This is a genomic window from Rhizobium sp. FKY42, from assembly GCF_005222835.1.
Taxonomy (GTDB): Bacteria; Pseudomonadota; Alphaproteobacteria; order Rhizobiales; family Rhizobiaceae; genus Neorhizobium.
The window spans coordinates 43,838-57,339 of record NZ_STGA01000045.1 but is presented as its reverse complement, the minus strand read 5'-3'; the positions used below and the strand labels follow the sequence as shown (position 1 = coordinate 57,339).

Below are 13,502 nucleotides of genomic sequence, written 5' to 3'. Positions count from 1 at the left end.
ATGACGATTTCCAGCTTATTTCTGCGCTGTTCGTTCTTTCTTTCGCTCATGCTGCTGACGGCTTGCTCGAAGGAAGTGATTGGTGGTTTAAGCCAAAAAGACATGTTGGATGCGCAACTCATCCTTGATCGTGCCGGACTTCAGGTGAGCACTCTCAAGGGCGAAGACGGGCGGTACTCCTTGACAGGCTCATCAGCCGATTCTGCGCGTATCCTGGCGGTCCTGGCAGATCATGGTCTGCCACGTAACGAACACGCCTCCGTTGCGCAAATCTTCCCGGGGACAGGTTTCGTGGTGACGCCTTTCGAACAAAAGGCCAGGATGGGCTACGCTCTTGAGCAGCAGCTGTCGCAAACTCTTTCCGAAATCGAGGGTGTCGCGGAAGCGCGTGTTCATGTCGTGCTTCCAGAGGATAATGGCCGGGGACTCGTTCGCGAGCAATCACGTGCATCCGTTCTTATCAGATATCGCGACGAAGCGGACCTGGCGACGATCGAGAGCAAGACACGGTCGTTAGTCGTAAACAGTATCCGCGGCCTCTCTTACGAAGATGTGTCGGTTGTTTCCAGTCCCGTCATTCCTGTCAACCGAGAGAGTTTCCGCCCCGCAGGGCAGGTCGCCGCTCCAGAAGAAGTAACTGACAATGTTAGCAATTCAGCGCAATCGTCACTCGGTCGGGTTTTGCTCATCGCACTAGCCGCTGCGCTTGCCGCTGTTGCTGCTGCAATTCTGGTTCTGCCACAACAGCGGCAGGCCCATTGAAATGGCCGTGCCTGGGGAGATTGCGGCAGGGAGACGTCGGCAGGAGATCCTGGCAAACGCAGCTGTGTCCAATCACCCGCTTTTTTCATCCATATCGCCGGATGTCTTGCATAGGCTTGTCAGAACTCAGCGGTTGACCAATCGGTTGTACAGAAAGGTGATCCAAGAGTTTGGCGCTATACCTCCCGCCAATCGTCTAATGGAAGCATTTCTTTTAATTTCGGAATACGAAATGAAAGAGACTGCTAAAATATTGGGCGTATCTTTAAGCCTCCCCAGCCTCAAAACGCATCTCAGTCGCTCGGATATAGAGCTTCTGGGCCGGCATTTTAATAAATACAGCATGAAAAAAATCCTGGATTATGCCAATATTACTTCTGAGGTTCCGATTCGTAATTACGAAAGCCTCGAGGATTGTTTCATGCACATGGAGGCGGATGGTTGGGTCATGATAGAACTCTGGGCTCGCCATAATCGCATCGACCCACGTTGGCGGGTCAGGCCGGGTGCAACGGACAATAGTGGCATTGCGTCAATTCCGGTCTCGCAAGCTATGGCACTTGTCAATCAGGCGATGCTCGACCACCTCGACCGAGAGGTGGGGGGATGACTGCTGCGCCAATGTCGACCATCATCAGATCCGAGGACATGGAGCTTGTGCAAAGCGCTTCGGATCTGCTGGCAGCGGCTTCGAGGCGTAACGCTGATCTGGAATATGTAATCTCCTCTGCGATGCGAGAAGCTCAGGAGCGGGGATATGCGCAGGGTCGAACACAGGCCCTGCGTGAAATGGAGCTTCGGCTGAAGGAAACGATGGCTCGAGCGGAGCGTGAACTTTTCGATTTCGAAGATCGAATTGTAAAGATCGTTATCCAGGGCCTTGAAAAGATTTTGGGTGAAATGCCTGAGGACGAGCGCGTAAGGCGTGTCGTGAATGCTGCTATTCAACAATCGACTGCCGCCACCGGCTGTAAGCTACGGGTATCCCCCGATGAGTTCGATTTCGTGGTCGGTGCGTTGCGAAACCTGGAATCACGACTGACCGTTGTTGCCGACTCCTATGTAGGGCGTAACGAACTGCTTCTTGAGGTTGAAGGGACGCGACAGCAGATCGGACTGGCGGATCAGTTGGCGAACTTGCTGGAGGCGATCCGACGTGGCTGATGTGATTTCAAGGCTCGAACAGGCCTTGGAACGGACGGAAACGCGCCGTGTCGCCGGGCGTATCCGCAGTATCTCCGGGCTTATGGTTCGGGCAGAGATGCCCCTGGTTCGCATGGGTGAATTGTGCGAACTGCGCGAGCCCGGCACAGGGCTGATTGGTCTTGCCGAAGTAGTGGGCATCGAGAGCGACAATGTGCTGTTGTCTCTGCACGGAGATACAGTTGGATTGTCGCTCAGGACGGAAGTGATACCCACAGGAAGGCCTCCGAGCGTGGCTGTGGGGGACTTCATGATCGGGGCGATCATTGATGCGCACGGGCGGGTTATCCGTAAGCCCTTTCAGCAGCAGCCAGACCAGTCTTCACGATTGCAGCCATTGAATGGGGCTCCAGTCGATCCCTTGTCTCGTCGATCCATATCAAGGCCATTCGAAACCGGCGTGACGGCCATCGATGCCATGCTGACTTGTGGCGAAGGCCAACGCGTAGGAATATTCGGCCCCCCCGGCGCAGGCAAGTCGACCTTGATTTCGCGGATTCTTGAGACAGGCGCATGGGATGTTGCCGTCTGCGCTCTCATTGGCGAACGTGGTCGCGAGGTGGCAGAATTCGTCGAACACAATCTTCCGGATGACAGGCCGTCTCGCATGGTGCTTGTGGCGGCCACTTCGGATCGGCCTGCTCTGGAGCGTTACAAGGCAGTGCTTACAGCAACATCCATTGCCGAATACTTCCGTGATCGGGGCAAGCGTGTTCTGCTCGTTATCGATAGCATGACGCGTGTGGCCAGAGCTCTTCGCGAAGTTGGTCTCGCAGCAGGCGAGCCACCTGTTCGTCGCGGCTTTCCACCATCGGTCTTCGCCGCCCTACCTCAGATTTTTGAGCGGACGGGCAATGCCGCGACCGGTTCGATCACATCATTTTACACGGTCCTTGTCGAAGGAAACGATACTGACGATCCAATCGCTGAGGAAACGCGTTCGCTTCTGGACGGCCATATCATCCTGTCGGAGCGTATAGCGAGAAGCGGGCGATATCCCGCGATCGATGTTCTCCAGAGCAAGAGCCGCACGATGGGAGCCGTCGTAAGCAAAGACCATGTCAACGCTGCGAATAAAGTTCGATCCCTGATGTCGACGTACATCGACGTCGAACTGTTGATTCGTGTCGGCGAATACAAAGCTGGCAATGACCCTGAGGTGGATGAAGCCGTCCAGAAGCGGGATGCCATCAACGCTTTGCTTTATGACGGAAAAGGCCAGCAGCGAAGCTTCGATGAAACGGTAAAAGCGCTTCAGGAGTTGGTCTAATGCAGCATCAAAAGGCGCTTTCACTGCTGTCCTACGATTTGGGTGCAGGTCCGCTAAATCGAGCATTGCGACGAAGGAAGGCGTACACGCTCAATACGGGCGTTGCCATCTATTCCATACGCCCCGTAGCTAGAGCGGATCAGGATGATGTCGCACTGAAACGCTACTTTGTGGAAATCGTCGGTGGGGAAGATACCATCGAACTGTATTTGGATGCGCAGGGGCTGGATTTGATCATTGCTCGGCGCGAACCCACTCTCGAGTGGGACGAAGTGCCCTCTGGTGCGCGCGCGCTGATTGTGGAGTTCATTTTCGAGGATCTGGTCCGGTACTTCGAGACGATCTTGCGCACGCGGCAAAGCATCAAACTTTGCAAAATTCAAAAGCAACCACCTCCTGAAGCGAACGCCTACTTTGAGATCGAAGTGGACAGCATAAAGCTCGGAGTTGCCGGGTGTTTCAATGGATTGCTCCTCGAGCGCATCTGGCAATGGTCCCTTTCACTCCCGCGGGAAAAGCCGAAACATCTGAATTTGGAAATTGCATTTCGCCGCGGTGGGGCTGTTCTAACCGCTAGCCAGATCCGATCGCTGCGCCTGGGCGACGGTATCGTTTTGTCGGTTGGCGGAACACATGGTTGGACTGCGGTCATAGGTGAGAAAATTAGGGTGCCCGTCATTGAACGGCAGAATGGGTTCGAGTTGACTGCGCCAGTTACTGTCGGGACGCAGCAATCAGTGAGGCAAATGATGGATAGTGTCACGGATGACAACTTGGCATCTGAGGTAGAAGGCGCCCCCGGCCAGATCGGAGATATTCCAATCCAGATTGCCTTTAATGCGGGCCGTTTGACCTTGCCGATTTCCGAACTTGAAAACCTTGAGGCCGGTCATGTCTTCGAAATGGAACGACTGGAGGAAAGTGGTATCGAGATTGTTGCTCAAGGCGTGCTTATCGGCCGCGGCAAGTTGATTACCGTTGATGGGCTTACTGCCGTTCAGATCACCGCGCTGGCCGAGCCATGAACCAGGATATGCTGCTCTATCAGAGCCTCGCAGCGCTCACGGCGGTTTCAATGCTGCCGGTTCTTGCCGTCGTCGCAAGTTCCTTCACGAAAATATCAGTCGTTTTGCTTATCGTTCGAAATGCCATCGGCATTCAACAGACACCGCCAAATCTTCTGATATTCGTTGTCGCCATTGTTCTCACCGCCTTCATCATGAACCCTGTTCTGCAGGCAACCTGGGAACAATATTTAACCCACAATGCCCTGTTTACATCGTCTACGACGTTTTTTACTGGTTTCAATTACGTCAGCGAACCACTTGTGCAATTTATGAAGAAGTATGCGGATCCGGAAGTCCGCACTTTCTTTATCGAGGCAGCGCGCCGCATCTGGAACGATGCGCCAGGCGTTACCTTCAACGAGGATGATCTGACAATCCTCGCGCCGAGCTTCCTGGTCTCAGAACTTACGCGCGCATTCGAGATTGGCTTTCTGATTTACCTTCCCTTTCTGATGATCGATTTTGCTATTTCGGCCATCCTCGTCGCACTTGGTATGTCGATGATGTCACCGACAGTGGTTTCCACTCCGGTGAAGCTGTTGCTCTTCGTATCCATCGATGGCTGGCGGCGTCTATTGGAAGGATTGGTCCTGACCTATGCAAACTGATCCGTATCGACTTCCAGTGAGACCTTGGAGCGGCGAAGGCTTTGCCTTATCGCATCATGTCCCCAATAGGCGCTTGCGGGGTGATTTCTAGTCATGGATCCGAACCTCGTCATCAGCGAAATCAATGCCGCATCCATGGCGACCTTCATATTTGCTGGTCCATTGCTGATTGCGGCAGCCGTTATCGGGCTCCTGATTGCGGTATTTCAGGCAGCGACGCAGATCCAGGAGCAGACCATTTCGCAGATTGTGAAAATTCTCGTTCTATCAGCCGGTCTGGTTGCAAGCGGCGGAGCGCTTGTTTCTCCCTTGGTTCAACATGCCGAACATATCCTGAATGATTTTCCGGATATGGTTCGCTAACGCAAGGATATGACTCTGGAGCCCGACGAAAGCGTTCTTTTGGCGACCGCCTTGCTTCTGAGCGGATCGCGCGCGTTGGGAATTTTCACGATCTTCCCAATATTTACACTTTTCAATATATCTGGGATCGTTCGTTTTGGTGCAGCACTTGGGCTTTCTGCGCCAGTAATCCTCGTGACCCATGCGCAGTTGCAGATCGAAGCCATCAGTTATGCCGATATAGCGTTACTGTCCGCGAAAGAGTTCTGTTTCGGTGTGTTGCTGGGAGCGGGGCTCGGCATACCTTTTTGGGCTGCCCAGGCTGCTGGCGACATGACTGATGTCTATCGTGGCGCCAATCAGGCGAATATCTTTGATCAGGTCAATGCTCTGGAAACAACGACCCTCGGATCTGTTCTTCTAGCCCTCTCATTGATGCTCTTTGTGAGTGTGGGCGGCCTTTTTGATTTGATGTCGATTTTCTACCGATCATTTGCTTTTTGGCCGGTGATGGAAACTTCTCCGAAGATAGAGATTGAGCCACTGACGGCCGTGGTGGAAATCTTCGTAACTCTGTTTAAAGTCGGAGCAGTCCTCGCGTCTCCCTATATAATCGTCGCATTCGCAGTCGAATTGTCATTCTCTTACATTGGTCGCGCAGCCAAGCAGCTTCCACTCAATGATGCACTTCCAGTCTTCAAGAATGTAGCAGTACTTGCTGTCTTTACCGTCTATACAGTGTTTATCGGGCACTATGTTGAAGATACATGGACAAAAGGTTTCGGCCAGATCATCAAGATAATGCAGGTGGAAATTGTCGAAAAATGACGATACTGAGGAAAAACAGTTACCACCGAGCCAGATCAAGCTGAACAGGCTGAAGCGGGAGGGGCAGACTGCACATTCAAAGGATGTTCCAGCTGCTGCATCCGTCATCGTGATCAGCGGCTTTCTGATCATGGCGCATAGCTGGATCTATCAGAGCGTAAGCAGCTTCTTTGATATTCCTCTGACAATTCTGCCAGAGCATGCGACCATCGTACCCCAGGAGCGGTTGGCTGCGACGCTTTACGCTGCTGCCGATCAGGTTTCGAACTTGATCATGGCCCCCCTGATTCTGGGTTTGGCTGCCGCCCTCGTGTCTGCAATAATCGATGGTGAAGGGCTGCTCATGTCGATGAAAAACATGGCTTTCGATCTCGGCAAGCTGAATCCTGCAGAGGGCTTGAAGAAGATCTTCTCGCTGTCGAGCGTATCAGAGTTCCTCAAAAGCCTCATCAAGTGCATCGTTATGATGATTACAGGAGCGGCTACGCTTCTTTATTTCATGAATGCCCTATTTTGGGCACCGTTATGCGGCGTTGCTGAATGTGCTCTCGGCCTTTCTGCAAGTGTCACAAACACGCTGATGGTCATCATTGCGATCATCCTCGTTGTCACCGCAGGTTTCGACATCAGGATATCGCGCGCGCTATTCCGCCGTGAGCATCGGATGACAAAAACGGAGGCGAAGCGCGAGCAGAAGGAAATGTACGGCAGTCCGGAAGTTAGATCAGCTCGTAATAGAATTGGTGCCGAAATTCGATCCGGCCCGCCCTCTAAGATGGCACCCGATAAGAAGTGATTCTCCGCGCGTCTTCCGTCTCGAACTGGTGTTAGGAAACTTGTGCTATGATGGTATCGCAAATAGCGATCGAACGTGCGGAGCCTCAGGGCTTTTTAGCGTCTCCCCCTAAACTCTAGCATCTTTCTCTGCCGGAGGTTCATCAGCCAGTTGCTCCAGGATAGCCTCAGTCTTGATGACCTTCTTTTGGCTGGAGTTGTAAATCTCCCTCCAGACCGTAGCGTTCCAGGTTGCTTGCTCCCGCTGTTCATTCTTCGCGATGACATCGGAGACCGCATCTTGCAGCCGAGCGTTCGCCTCGCGCGCTGCCATTGCCCCCTCTTTCAACTCTTTGCCGGAGATTTGGCCCTGGTGTGCAGCGAAACGGCCCGCGTCGATGTCGCGGACCTCCTTCCTTGCCTCATTTCTGAGAACCATGGCATCGTCATGCGCGACGACGGCCTGCATGCGCTGACCTTCTGCAATCGCCATATTTCGCTCCGCCCGATCAGCGCGGATCAAGCGGATCTTGAGGATCAGTTCAAATTCCTTCCTGGATTTGGACATGTCTGGGCTCCTCGACGGTGCATTTCGACCAGATTACCGCATTGATTTCGGGGAAATTTCCTGTAGTGCGCCGCCGCGTATGACTTTGATCGTTGAATTCTGAGGTTTGGCCAGTACCGCTGCGATTGTATCGTTGAACAATTGCGGTCCCCGAATTGTCAGCATTCCAGTAGTTTTGTCAAAACGGAGCGTTCTTTCCGGAACAATCGGGTATAAGGTTTTGATTATGTTTTGGGCTGCTACCCAATCGTAATTTCCGAGCGGCAGAACGGTGGTCTTCACCTCGCTGGATGCCGCAACGATTACCTTGGTTCCATCATAGGCGAAGAAGAGATTCGCATCTTGAGCCAGCTTCTGGAAAACAGCGATACCCTCTCCATGCGCGCTCCATTTTTCCAGTCGCCCCGGAACGTCTCCGAGCTTCTGAACAGGAATGCCGGCTAAATCGGCTATGATATCGATGACTTGTGAGAGTGGTTGACTTTTGACTTCAAACCGTACGGTTCGCGCTTCTGCTGCACAAAGAGGGAACAACGCTAGGCAAGCTGTCAGACACAGTCTTCTCACCCAGCTTTGCATCACATCTAATATCCTGCAGATGAATAATCATAATATTCGAATCTGCTTCGCAGATTCCAGGTAAACATACTATGAACTCGTCGATAATCTATTAATGCTATTTCAAACGTCCTTCCATGGGCGGAGGTAGACAATACTGGTACCTCCGCCCATGATTCACCAATTAGAATGATGTCTTTTCGTCCAGATAACGGGCCTTGGTCGCCACATCCTGAACGCTCATTTCGCCGACAAAGTTCACCTCGGATGTTTTGCTGTCCGTTCGGAACAATGTCTTACCGTTGGAGAATTCACCGCCTTCGATCGTGACATTCGCTGTAATTGGTTGGCCCCCGTTTGTGCGGACGAAGGTCTGGAAACCGTCGGCCTTGAAATCCTTGATGTAGATGTTTGAGTCGGCATTGACCTGGAAAACCTTGTCAGCGGCCTGAGAGGCGGATCCGCCGATGATATTGAGATCACCAGCTGATTTCACAGTCAGTGCGTCTTCCCCTACATCCTTCCAGTGAACGTTCTTCAACGTCGCTCCGCCATAAACATGGATACCATCTGCCCCGTTATCACCAATGGTAACGTTTTTCAGCGTTGCACCATTTTTGAGAATGAAGATTGGCTGTTGGCCTTCACCTTGACCGCCATCCCCGAGCTTCGAAGAGGCTGTAAAAGTTGCGCCCTTTCCATCGAACTCGGTCCCGTCAACAACGATCGGCTTGTCGACGACATTGACCTTGCCTTTATCAGTCGTGTCTTCGGGCTCGTTGCTACGAGTGGAACCACCGGCACCACCGGCACCACCGGAGCCTTGCCCACCACCGGCACCACCGGAGCCTTGCCCACCACCGGCACCACCGGAGCCTTGCCCGCCACCGGCACCACCGGAGCCTTGCCCGCCACCGGCACTACCGGAGCCTTGCCCGCCACCGGGACCACAGTCTTGTCCACCACCAGCACCACCTCTGCCCTGGCCGCCACCAGCGCCACCGCTGCCCTGGCCACCACCAGCGCCACCGCTGCCCTGGCCACCACCAGCGCCACCGCCACCCTGGCCACCACCAGCGCCACCGCTGCCCTGGCCACCACCAGCGCCACCGCCACCCTGGCCGCCACCAGCGCCACCGCCACCCTGGCCGCCACCAGCGCCACCGCTGCCTTGGCCACCACCAGCGCCACCGCTGCCTTGGCCGCCACCAAACATAGACGATATCAACGACATCAGTTTGGAGAGAACTTGGACCAGTTGCTGAAGCATGCTGGTGATTTCGCTCGTCATCGAGTTTGCACCACCGGCTGCAGAATTACTGTCATTAAAGGGGGAGTATTGCTTCGTATCCGTACCCTTCGCGCCGCCACATCCCCCAGCGGAGGAGGCGGAGTCGCTACTGCTGCTCCCTTGATAATCCGAAGCACTCACATTTCGTCCAGATTGCCCATTAACGCCATACATGAATTGACCTCCGTTTCTCATCTGTCCGATTAAAACTTTACCGGCGTATGCTTGCCTCTTATGTAAAGCAAAGGTAATAAAGCCAAGAGATGATTAGGTATATTAAATATAAAACTAATCATCAGACATCCTATATAAAGTATTAAGCGGGTGAATATGTCCAGTAAAATCCAATCCAAAATTAATCAAAAAGGTTAATACCAAAGATAAAATTTTAATAAATGTGACACCAAGAGAGTTTAAGTGGTTTTGAAGCGCAGCCAACCAAGCTCCATAGCCGAATATGTATTTGCTGATGGCTGAATGCACTGTGTCTCGAGGAAGTGATTTCGCTCTCTGCGAAGTGCGCTCGAGACCTGCGTTTCACGGCTCGCGCTTGTCCCGCGATACCCGCAGATCCTATCGTGTCCCTGATTGATAATATCTTTCAACAGATCGGAGGAAAATCCCGCTATGCACCGCCATGCAGAGCGCTCTTTGAAAATAGGGGCGGCCAGTGTCGTGCGCTGTGTCTATCTTCTTGTAATAACAGACAGCTGTATCCGTCGAGGTTCAGATAGGAATTGTTTGATCAATTGAAGCATCTGTTCCTCTTATCGCATCATACATTGGCAAATTAGAGCATTATTATATCCCGATTTACTTACTAATAGTATTTTTTGGCCACTAAATGAAACGATTGTCCAATTAACGAAATATACATGGCTTTACTTTTGGATCATTCCATCTCAGTATTGCGGCCATTAAAGCTGTCCAAAGGGAGAAATTGATATGGCTTCTAGTGGTGGAACTTCCTCATCGAGCAGCAGTGGTGGCGGTAGCGGCGAAGTCGATGGTGCAATTGCCAAGTATCAGGCTGCTCAAAAGCAGTCATCCGAAGAAAGCTTGAAGACTGCGACCAAGGTTACGGAGATCAACGGTATCTACAACGCCATTAAGAAAATCAGCCCAGCATAATCTTAAGAAAACTCGAACGTACCCAATTCGTGTTTCTCCATTCTTGGTGATATATTGAAATGCGTTTCATTGAGCCATTACGTCCGCTTATGGAGCGGTTGCGCTCGCTGCCGTTGACGCTAACCAAGACTTTGGCGTCAACGAAGGGCGTCGCTTCAGGTGAAGCCCCAGCATTGGTGATCGCGAAAAATGGACGTGTTGGAGAGGTGGAACTTCAAGGCGGCTCGCAGACCGTTGGTGGAGACGTATCATCGGACATAGTCGTTCTGGGCCTCGAAACCAGACCTTGTCTTCGGCTGGAACTGCAGATCGACGACGATGACGTCTCCGCTATCGCAGAGGTGCTTGTTGATGGGGTTCGGGTTGGTTCTAGGAGACTTCAGCGCGGCGATTTGGTTGCAGTGCGGGCGGGGGATCAGTTTACGATCAGGGATGTTCAATTGTCGCTAAGGGGGTTGTCCTTCAGTGACAAGCAGGTAACCGCGAAGCGAAAGATGACGGCGGCAGTTCTTCTGTGCGCAGCATCGGCATTAGTGGTCTTGGCACTCATCGGAATTCCGGCTGGACAGCCACTGAGGGAGACTCAGCAGGTTGTATCCATAACGGCTCCGATCAATGTGACTATGAAGGAACTGCGCGATGCGTTGCGCATGTCCGGGCTCAAACTGGACGTGCGGCTCGATCAATCAGCCGGAGAGCTCCTCATAGGAGACGAACAGATTGAGTTGAACATCGTCGATAAGGAAAAGCTGGCCAGCATCATCTCGGTCTTTTCCAAGAGAAGCGCCTTGCCGCTTGTAGACCGCACCAAGCTGACGTCTGGCCTTGACAGCATGATTGCCGCATCCGCGCTCGAACCTGTCAAGTTTATCGTTGGAACCGACGGCAAGCGTTATCAGGAGGGAGATGTATTTGCGCAAAAGTGGAAGATCGATGCTATCGAGCCTGGAAGCGTCAAGCTGTCCCGGGATGGAAAGCAGGACGTGATTTCCATGGGTCCCGTCTCGGACCCCCTCGTGTTGCGACTTGCAGATCGTAATCGGGGCGCAGTGAGCAAGCCATGAACCTTGCAGCAATCACGCAGGCTTTGATGAAGAGAACCGAGATATTATTCTCGGTGTTCTTCCTTGTGGTCGTGGCCATGATGGTTTTGCCACTGCCAACGTTCCTGATCGATCTGATGATCGGCTTCAATCTTTCCTTCGCATTCATCATTCTAATCACAACAATCTACCTTCGCACCGCTCTGGATATATCGACATTCCCGGCCTTGATTTTGATCGGAACCGTGTTTCGTTTGGCCATTACCATTTCCACAACGCGCTTGATTCTTGCCGAAGGTTATGCCGGCGAGATCATAACCGCGTTCGGAAATTTTGTAGTTTCTGGAAACGTGGTTGTTGGACTTGTCGTCTTTTTGATTGTAGCCCTTGTTCAGTTTATCGTGGTAACGAAAGGCGCTGAACGCATTGCCGAAGTCAGCGCACGATTTACACTCGATGCAATGCCTGGAAAACAGCTTGCCATCGACAGCGATCTTCGCAATGGGCATATAACGGCGCAGAAGGCGCTGAAGCGCCGTGAGCAGCTTGAATTGGAAAGCCAGTTTTTTGGTGCGATGGACGGTGCTCTTCGCTTCGTCAAGGGTGATGCGATCGCATCTCTGGTGGTCGTGGCCGTAAACCTGATCGGTGGGCTTGCGATCGGCATGTTCCAGCGTGGCATGTCATTCTCCGAGTCTGCCCATCATTATTCCTTGCTGACCATCGGCGAAGGTCTGGTATCACAAATTCCTTCAATGCTTATGGCGATCGCCGCAGGCACGGTCGTGACCCGCGTGTCCTCAGAGGATGCGGTTAGTTTGGGTTCGGATATCGGCAGGCAACTCTCTCAGGATTCGCGTGCATTGGGAGTGGCCGGTGCAATGACGTTTTCCATGGGGTTTGTTCCTGGGTTTCCAGCGCTCGTTCTGTGGCCGCTAGGCCTCCTTCTCGGAGCTGGCGCCTATTTGGTCGCACGACCGAAAAAAGCCGGCGCGCCAAGGACAGAGCCACGCGCTCAGACTTTGGAACGCAAGGAACTTGATCGGGCGCGTTTCGGTGATCCGATTGTTGTCACAGTCTCGGAAGCAACCCTGCAACGGCTGGACAAAGCTAATTTTGCGTCCATACTTGAGTCGCGGATCTCGTCCATGGCACACATCGTCGGTGTGGCGGTAACAGTGCCGACATTCAATCCGGACCCGCGAATAGCCGACCATATCGTTCACGTTCAGGTTGAAAATGTCCCTGTTGGCGTGCTGACCATCGAGCCAGATACAGATCTCGATCTTATGGCTTTTTCTCTGTGCCGAATTGTACGTCGGCATGTCGGTCCCACCTTCAGTGTTGAAGATGTCATGCAATGGTTGACCAGCGTGGAGCAGCGCCTGGGTCGGTTGGCGGTAGAGGTTCGGGAGAATGTGCCGCAGATCGTTCTTGTCAAAGTCGCCCGGCAGCTTCTCACTTCGGGTGTAACGCTATCCCAACCGCGCGCTGTCCTGGAAGTTATTCTGGAGCGGAGCGACTTATATTCCAACCCCGAACAATTGGCGGAAGCAGCCCGTGAGGCCATCGGCAGCCAAGTCGCGTATGGCATGCTCGATTATCGCGGCGTCCTTCCATTAATCCCATTCGAATCCCAATGGGTGGACGCACTTGATCGATATTTCGCCTCCTATTCGTCGCAATCAAAATTCGAAGCTGAGGCAGAACTAGAAGCAATGTGTCGATCTCTCCCGGATCGACTTTTGAAACTGAATGAAAGCGGAACGGAGCCTGTCGGTCTTGTTTCACGCGAACATAGATCGGCCACGCAGTTCTATCTGGCTCGTCATCGTATCTTGTTACCTCTGATTTCAGAGGATGAAATACCGACAGATATATCATGCGAGATGCTGGAGCCGATCAGAGGCGCGCCCGTAGAGGATGCGCACTCGGAAATGGCATAAGTAAAAAATCTAATATAAATCTTCTTTCAAATAAAATCTGAAGTGGTTACGATAATATTATTGAAATGCCAAAAAATTTTGTTAAGATTATTTTCAGTATAAATTTCGACT

At 52.6% G+C, this 13,502-nt stretch carries 15 protein-coding genes; 12 read left to right on the top strand and 3 right to left on the bottom strand.

Annotated elements, in window-relative coordinates; all coding sequences use genetic code 11:
• From sctJ to E8M78_RS17995, 9 genes are all read left to right on the top strand, one after another.
• Positions 1–762: a type III secretion inner membrane ring lipoprotein SctJ gene (sctJ, locus tag E8M78_RS18035; protein ID WP_137136367.1), complete on the top strand. Its 762-nt coding sequence runs from the start codon at positions 1–3 to the stop codon at positions 760–762.
• Positions 707–1,372 (top strand): hypothetical protein, encoded by a 666-nt coding sequence (locus E8M78_RS18030; protein WP_137136366.1) that lies wholly within the window; start codon positions 707–709, stop codon positions 1,370–1,372. The genes sctJ and E8M78_RS18030 overlap by 56 nt, the downstream gene beginning before the upstream one ends.
• Positions 1,369–1,926: a FliH/SctL family protein gene (locus tag E8M78_RS18025; protein ID WP_137136365.1), complete on the top strand. Its 558-nt coding sequence runs from the start codon at positions 1,369–1,371 to the stop codon at positions 1,924–1,926. The genes E8M78_RS18030 and E8M78_RS18025 overlap by 4 nt, the downstream gene beginning before the upstream one ends.
• Positions 1,919–3,235: a FliI/YscN family ATPase gene (locus E8M78_RS18020; RefSeq protein WP_137136364.1), complete on the top strand. Its 1,317-nt coding sequence runs from the start codon at positions 1,919–1,921 to the stop codon at positions 3,233–3,235. The genes E8M78_RS18025 and E8M78_RS18020 overlap by 8 nt, the downstream gene beginning before the upstream one ends.
• Complete coding sequence (locus tag E8M78_RS18015) at positions 3,235–4,260, top strand: FliM/FliN family flagellar motor switch protein (protein WP_137136363.1); 1,026 nt, start codon at positions 3,235–3,237, stop codon at positions 4,258–4,260. Before E8M78_RS18020 ends, E8M78_RS18015 begins: the two co-directional genes overlap by 1 nt.
• Positions 4,257–4,910, top strand: coding sequence for a type III secretion system export apparatus subunit SctR (gene sctR / locus E8M78_RS18010; protein WP_137136362.1), 654 nt, complete (start codon positions 4,257–4,259; stop codon positions 4,908–4,910). Before E8M78_RS18015 ends, sctR begins: the two co-directional genes overlap by 4 nt.
• Positions 4,911–5,003: 93 nt before the next feature.
• On the top strand, positions 5,004–5,273 hold the full coding sequence (locus E8M78_RS18005) for a flagellar biosynthetic protein FliQ (protein ID WP_137136361.1): 270 nt from the start codon (positions 5,004–5,006) through the stop codon (positions 5,271–5,273).
• Positions 5,274–5,282: 9 nt separating this feature from the next.
• Positions 5,283–6,080, top strand: a complete 798-nt coding sequence (locus E8M78_RS18000; protein ID WP_137136360.1) for a flagellar biosynthetic protein FliR — start codon at positions 5,283–5,285, stop codon at positions 6,078–6,080.
• Positions 6,067–6,876 (top strand): EscU/YscU/HrcU family type III secretion system export apparatus switch protein, encoded by an 810-nt coding sequence (locus E8M78_RS17995; protein ID WP_137136359.1) that lies wholly within the window; start codon positions 6,067–6,069, stop codon positions 6,874–6,876. The genes E8M78_RS18000 and E8M78_RS17995 overlap by 14 nt, the downstream gene beginning before the upstream one ends.
• 108 nt (positions 6,877–6,984) lie before the next feature.
• Here E8M78_RS17995 and E8M78_RS17990 read toward each other — a convergent pair whose 3' ends face one another.
• The 3 genes from E8M78_RS17990 to E8M78_RS17980 form a co-directional block, all read right to left on the bottom strand.
• The gene (locus E8M78_RS17990) at positions 6,985–7,422 is read right to left on the bottom strand and encodes a hypothetical protein (protein ID WP_137136358.1); all 438 of its coding nucleotides are present in this window, start codon (positions 7,420–7,422) and stop codon (positions 6,985–6,987) included.
• 33 nt (positions 7,423–7,455) lie between these two features.
• On the bottom strand, positions 7,456–8,001 hold the full coding sequence (locus tag E8M78_RS17985) for a hypothetical protein (RefSeq protein WP_137136357.1): 546 nt from the start codon (positions 7,999–8,001) through the stop codon (positions 7,456–7,458).
• Positions 8,002–8,164: 163 nt separating this feature from the next.
• Positions 8,165–9,271 carry a pectate lyase gene (locus E8M78_RS17980; protein ID WP_246658383.1) on the bottom strand — a complete coding sequence of 369 codons (1,107 nt, stop codon included), beginning with the start codon at positions 9,269–9,271 and terminating at the stop codon, positions 8,165–8,167.
• Between the two features lie 945 nt (positions 9,272–10,216).
• Between E8M78_RS17980 and E8M78_RS17975 the strand changes: the two genes are divergently transcribed.
• From E8M78_RS17975 to E8M78_RS17965, 3 genes are read left to right on the top strand one after another with little or no spacing between them, the layout of a single operon-like run.
• Positions 10,217–10,402 carry a hypothetical protein gene (locus E8M78_RS17975; protein WP_137136356.1) on the top strand — a complete coding sequence of 62 codons (186 nt, stop codon included), beginning with the start codon at positions 10,217–10,219 and terminating at the stop codon, positions 10,400–10,402.
• Between the two features lie 59 nt (positions 10,403–10,461).
• Complete coding sequence (locus E8M78_RS17970; protein ID WP_137136355.1) at positions 10,462–11,466, top strand: hypothetical protein; 1,005 nt, start codon at positions 10,462–10,464, stop codon at positions 11,464–11,466.
• Positions 11,463–13,391 (top strand): flagellar biosynthesis protein FlhA, encoded by a 1,929-nt coding sequence (locus tag E8M78_RS17965; RefSeq protein ID WP_137136354.1) that lies wholly within the window; start codon positions 11,463–11,465, stop codon positions 13,389–13,391. The genes E8M78_RS17970 and E8M78_RS17965 overlap by 4 nt, the downstream gene beginning before the upstream one ends.
• Positions 13,392–13,502: the final 111 nt, after the last annotated feature.

Excerpts from the sequence above, each read along its gene's own strand:
- E8M78_RS17985 (WP_137136357.1), bottom strand. The coding sequence starts at position 8,001 with ATGCAAAGCTGGGTGAGAAGACTGTGTCTGACAGCTTGCCTAGCGTTG.
- sctR (WP_137136362.1), top strand. The coding sequence starts at position 4,257 with ATGAACCAGGATATGCTGCTCTATCAGAGCCTCGCAGCGCTCACGGCG.
- E8M78_RS17990 (WP_137136358.1), bottom strand. The coding sequence starts at position 7,422 with ATGTCCAAATCCAGGAAGGAATTTGAACTGATCCTCAAGATCCGCTTG.
- E8M78_RS18025 (WP_137136365.1), top strand. The coding sequence starts at position 1,369 with ATGACTGCTGCGCCAATGTCGACCATCATCAGATCCGAGGACATGGAG.
- E8M78_RS17965 (WP_137136354.1), top strand. The coding sequence starts at position 11,463 with ATGAACCTTGCAGCAATCACGCAGGCTTTGATGAAGAGAACCGAGATA.
- E8M78_RS18000 (WP_137136360.1), top strand. The coding sequence starts at position 5,283 with ATGACTCTGGAGCCCGACGAAAGCGTTCTTTTGGCGACCGCCTTGCTT.
- E8M78_RS18015 (WP_137136363.1), top strand. The coding sequence starts at position 3,235 with ATGCAGCATCAAAAGGCGCTTTCACTGCTGTCCTACGATTTGGGTGCA.
- E8M78_RS17980 (WP_246658383.1), bottom strand. The coding sequence starts at position 9,271 with ATGACGAGCGAAATCACCAGCATGCTTCAGCAACTGGTCCAAGTTCTC.
- E8M78_RS18005 (WP_137136361.1), top strand. The coding sequence starts at position 5,004 with ATGGATCCGAACCTCGTCATCAGCGAAATCAATGCCGCATCCATGGCG.
- E8M78_RS17975 (WP_137136356.1), top strand. The coding sequence starts at position 10,217 with ATGGCTTCTAGTGGTGGAACTTCCTCATCGAGCAGCAGTGGTGGCGGT.
- E8M78_RS17970 (WP_137136355.1), top strand. The coding sequence starts at position 10,462 with ATGCGTTTCATTGAGCCATTACGTCCGCTTATGGAGCGGTTGCGCTCG.
- sctJ (WP_137136367.1), top strand. The coding sequence starts at position 1 with ATGACGATTTCCAGCTTATTTCTGCGCTGTTCGTTCTTTCTTTCGCTC.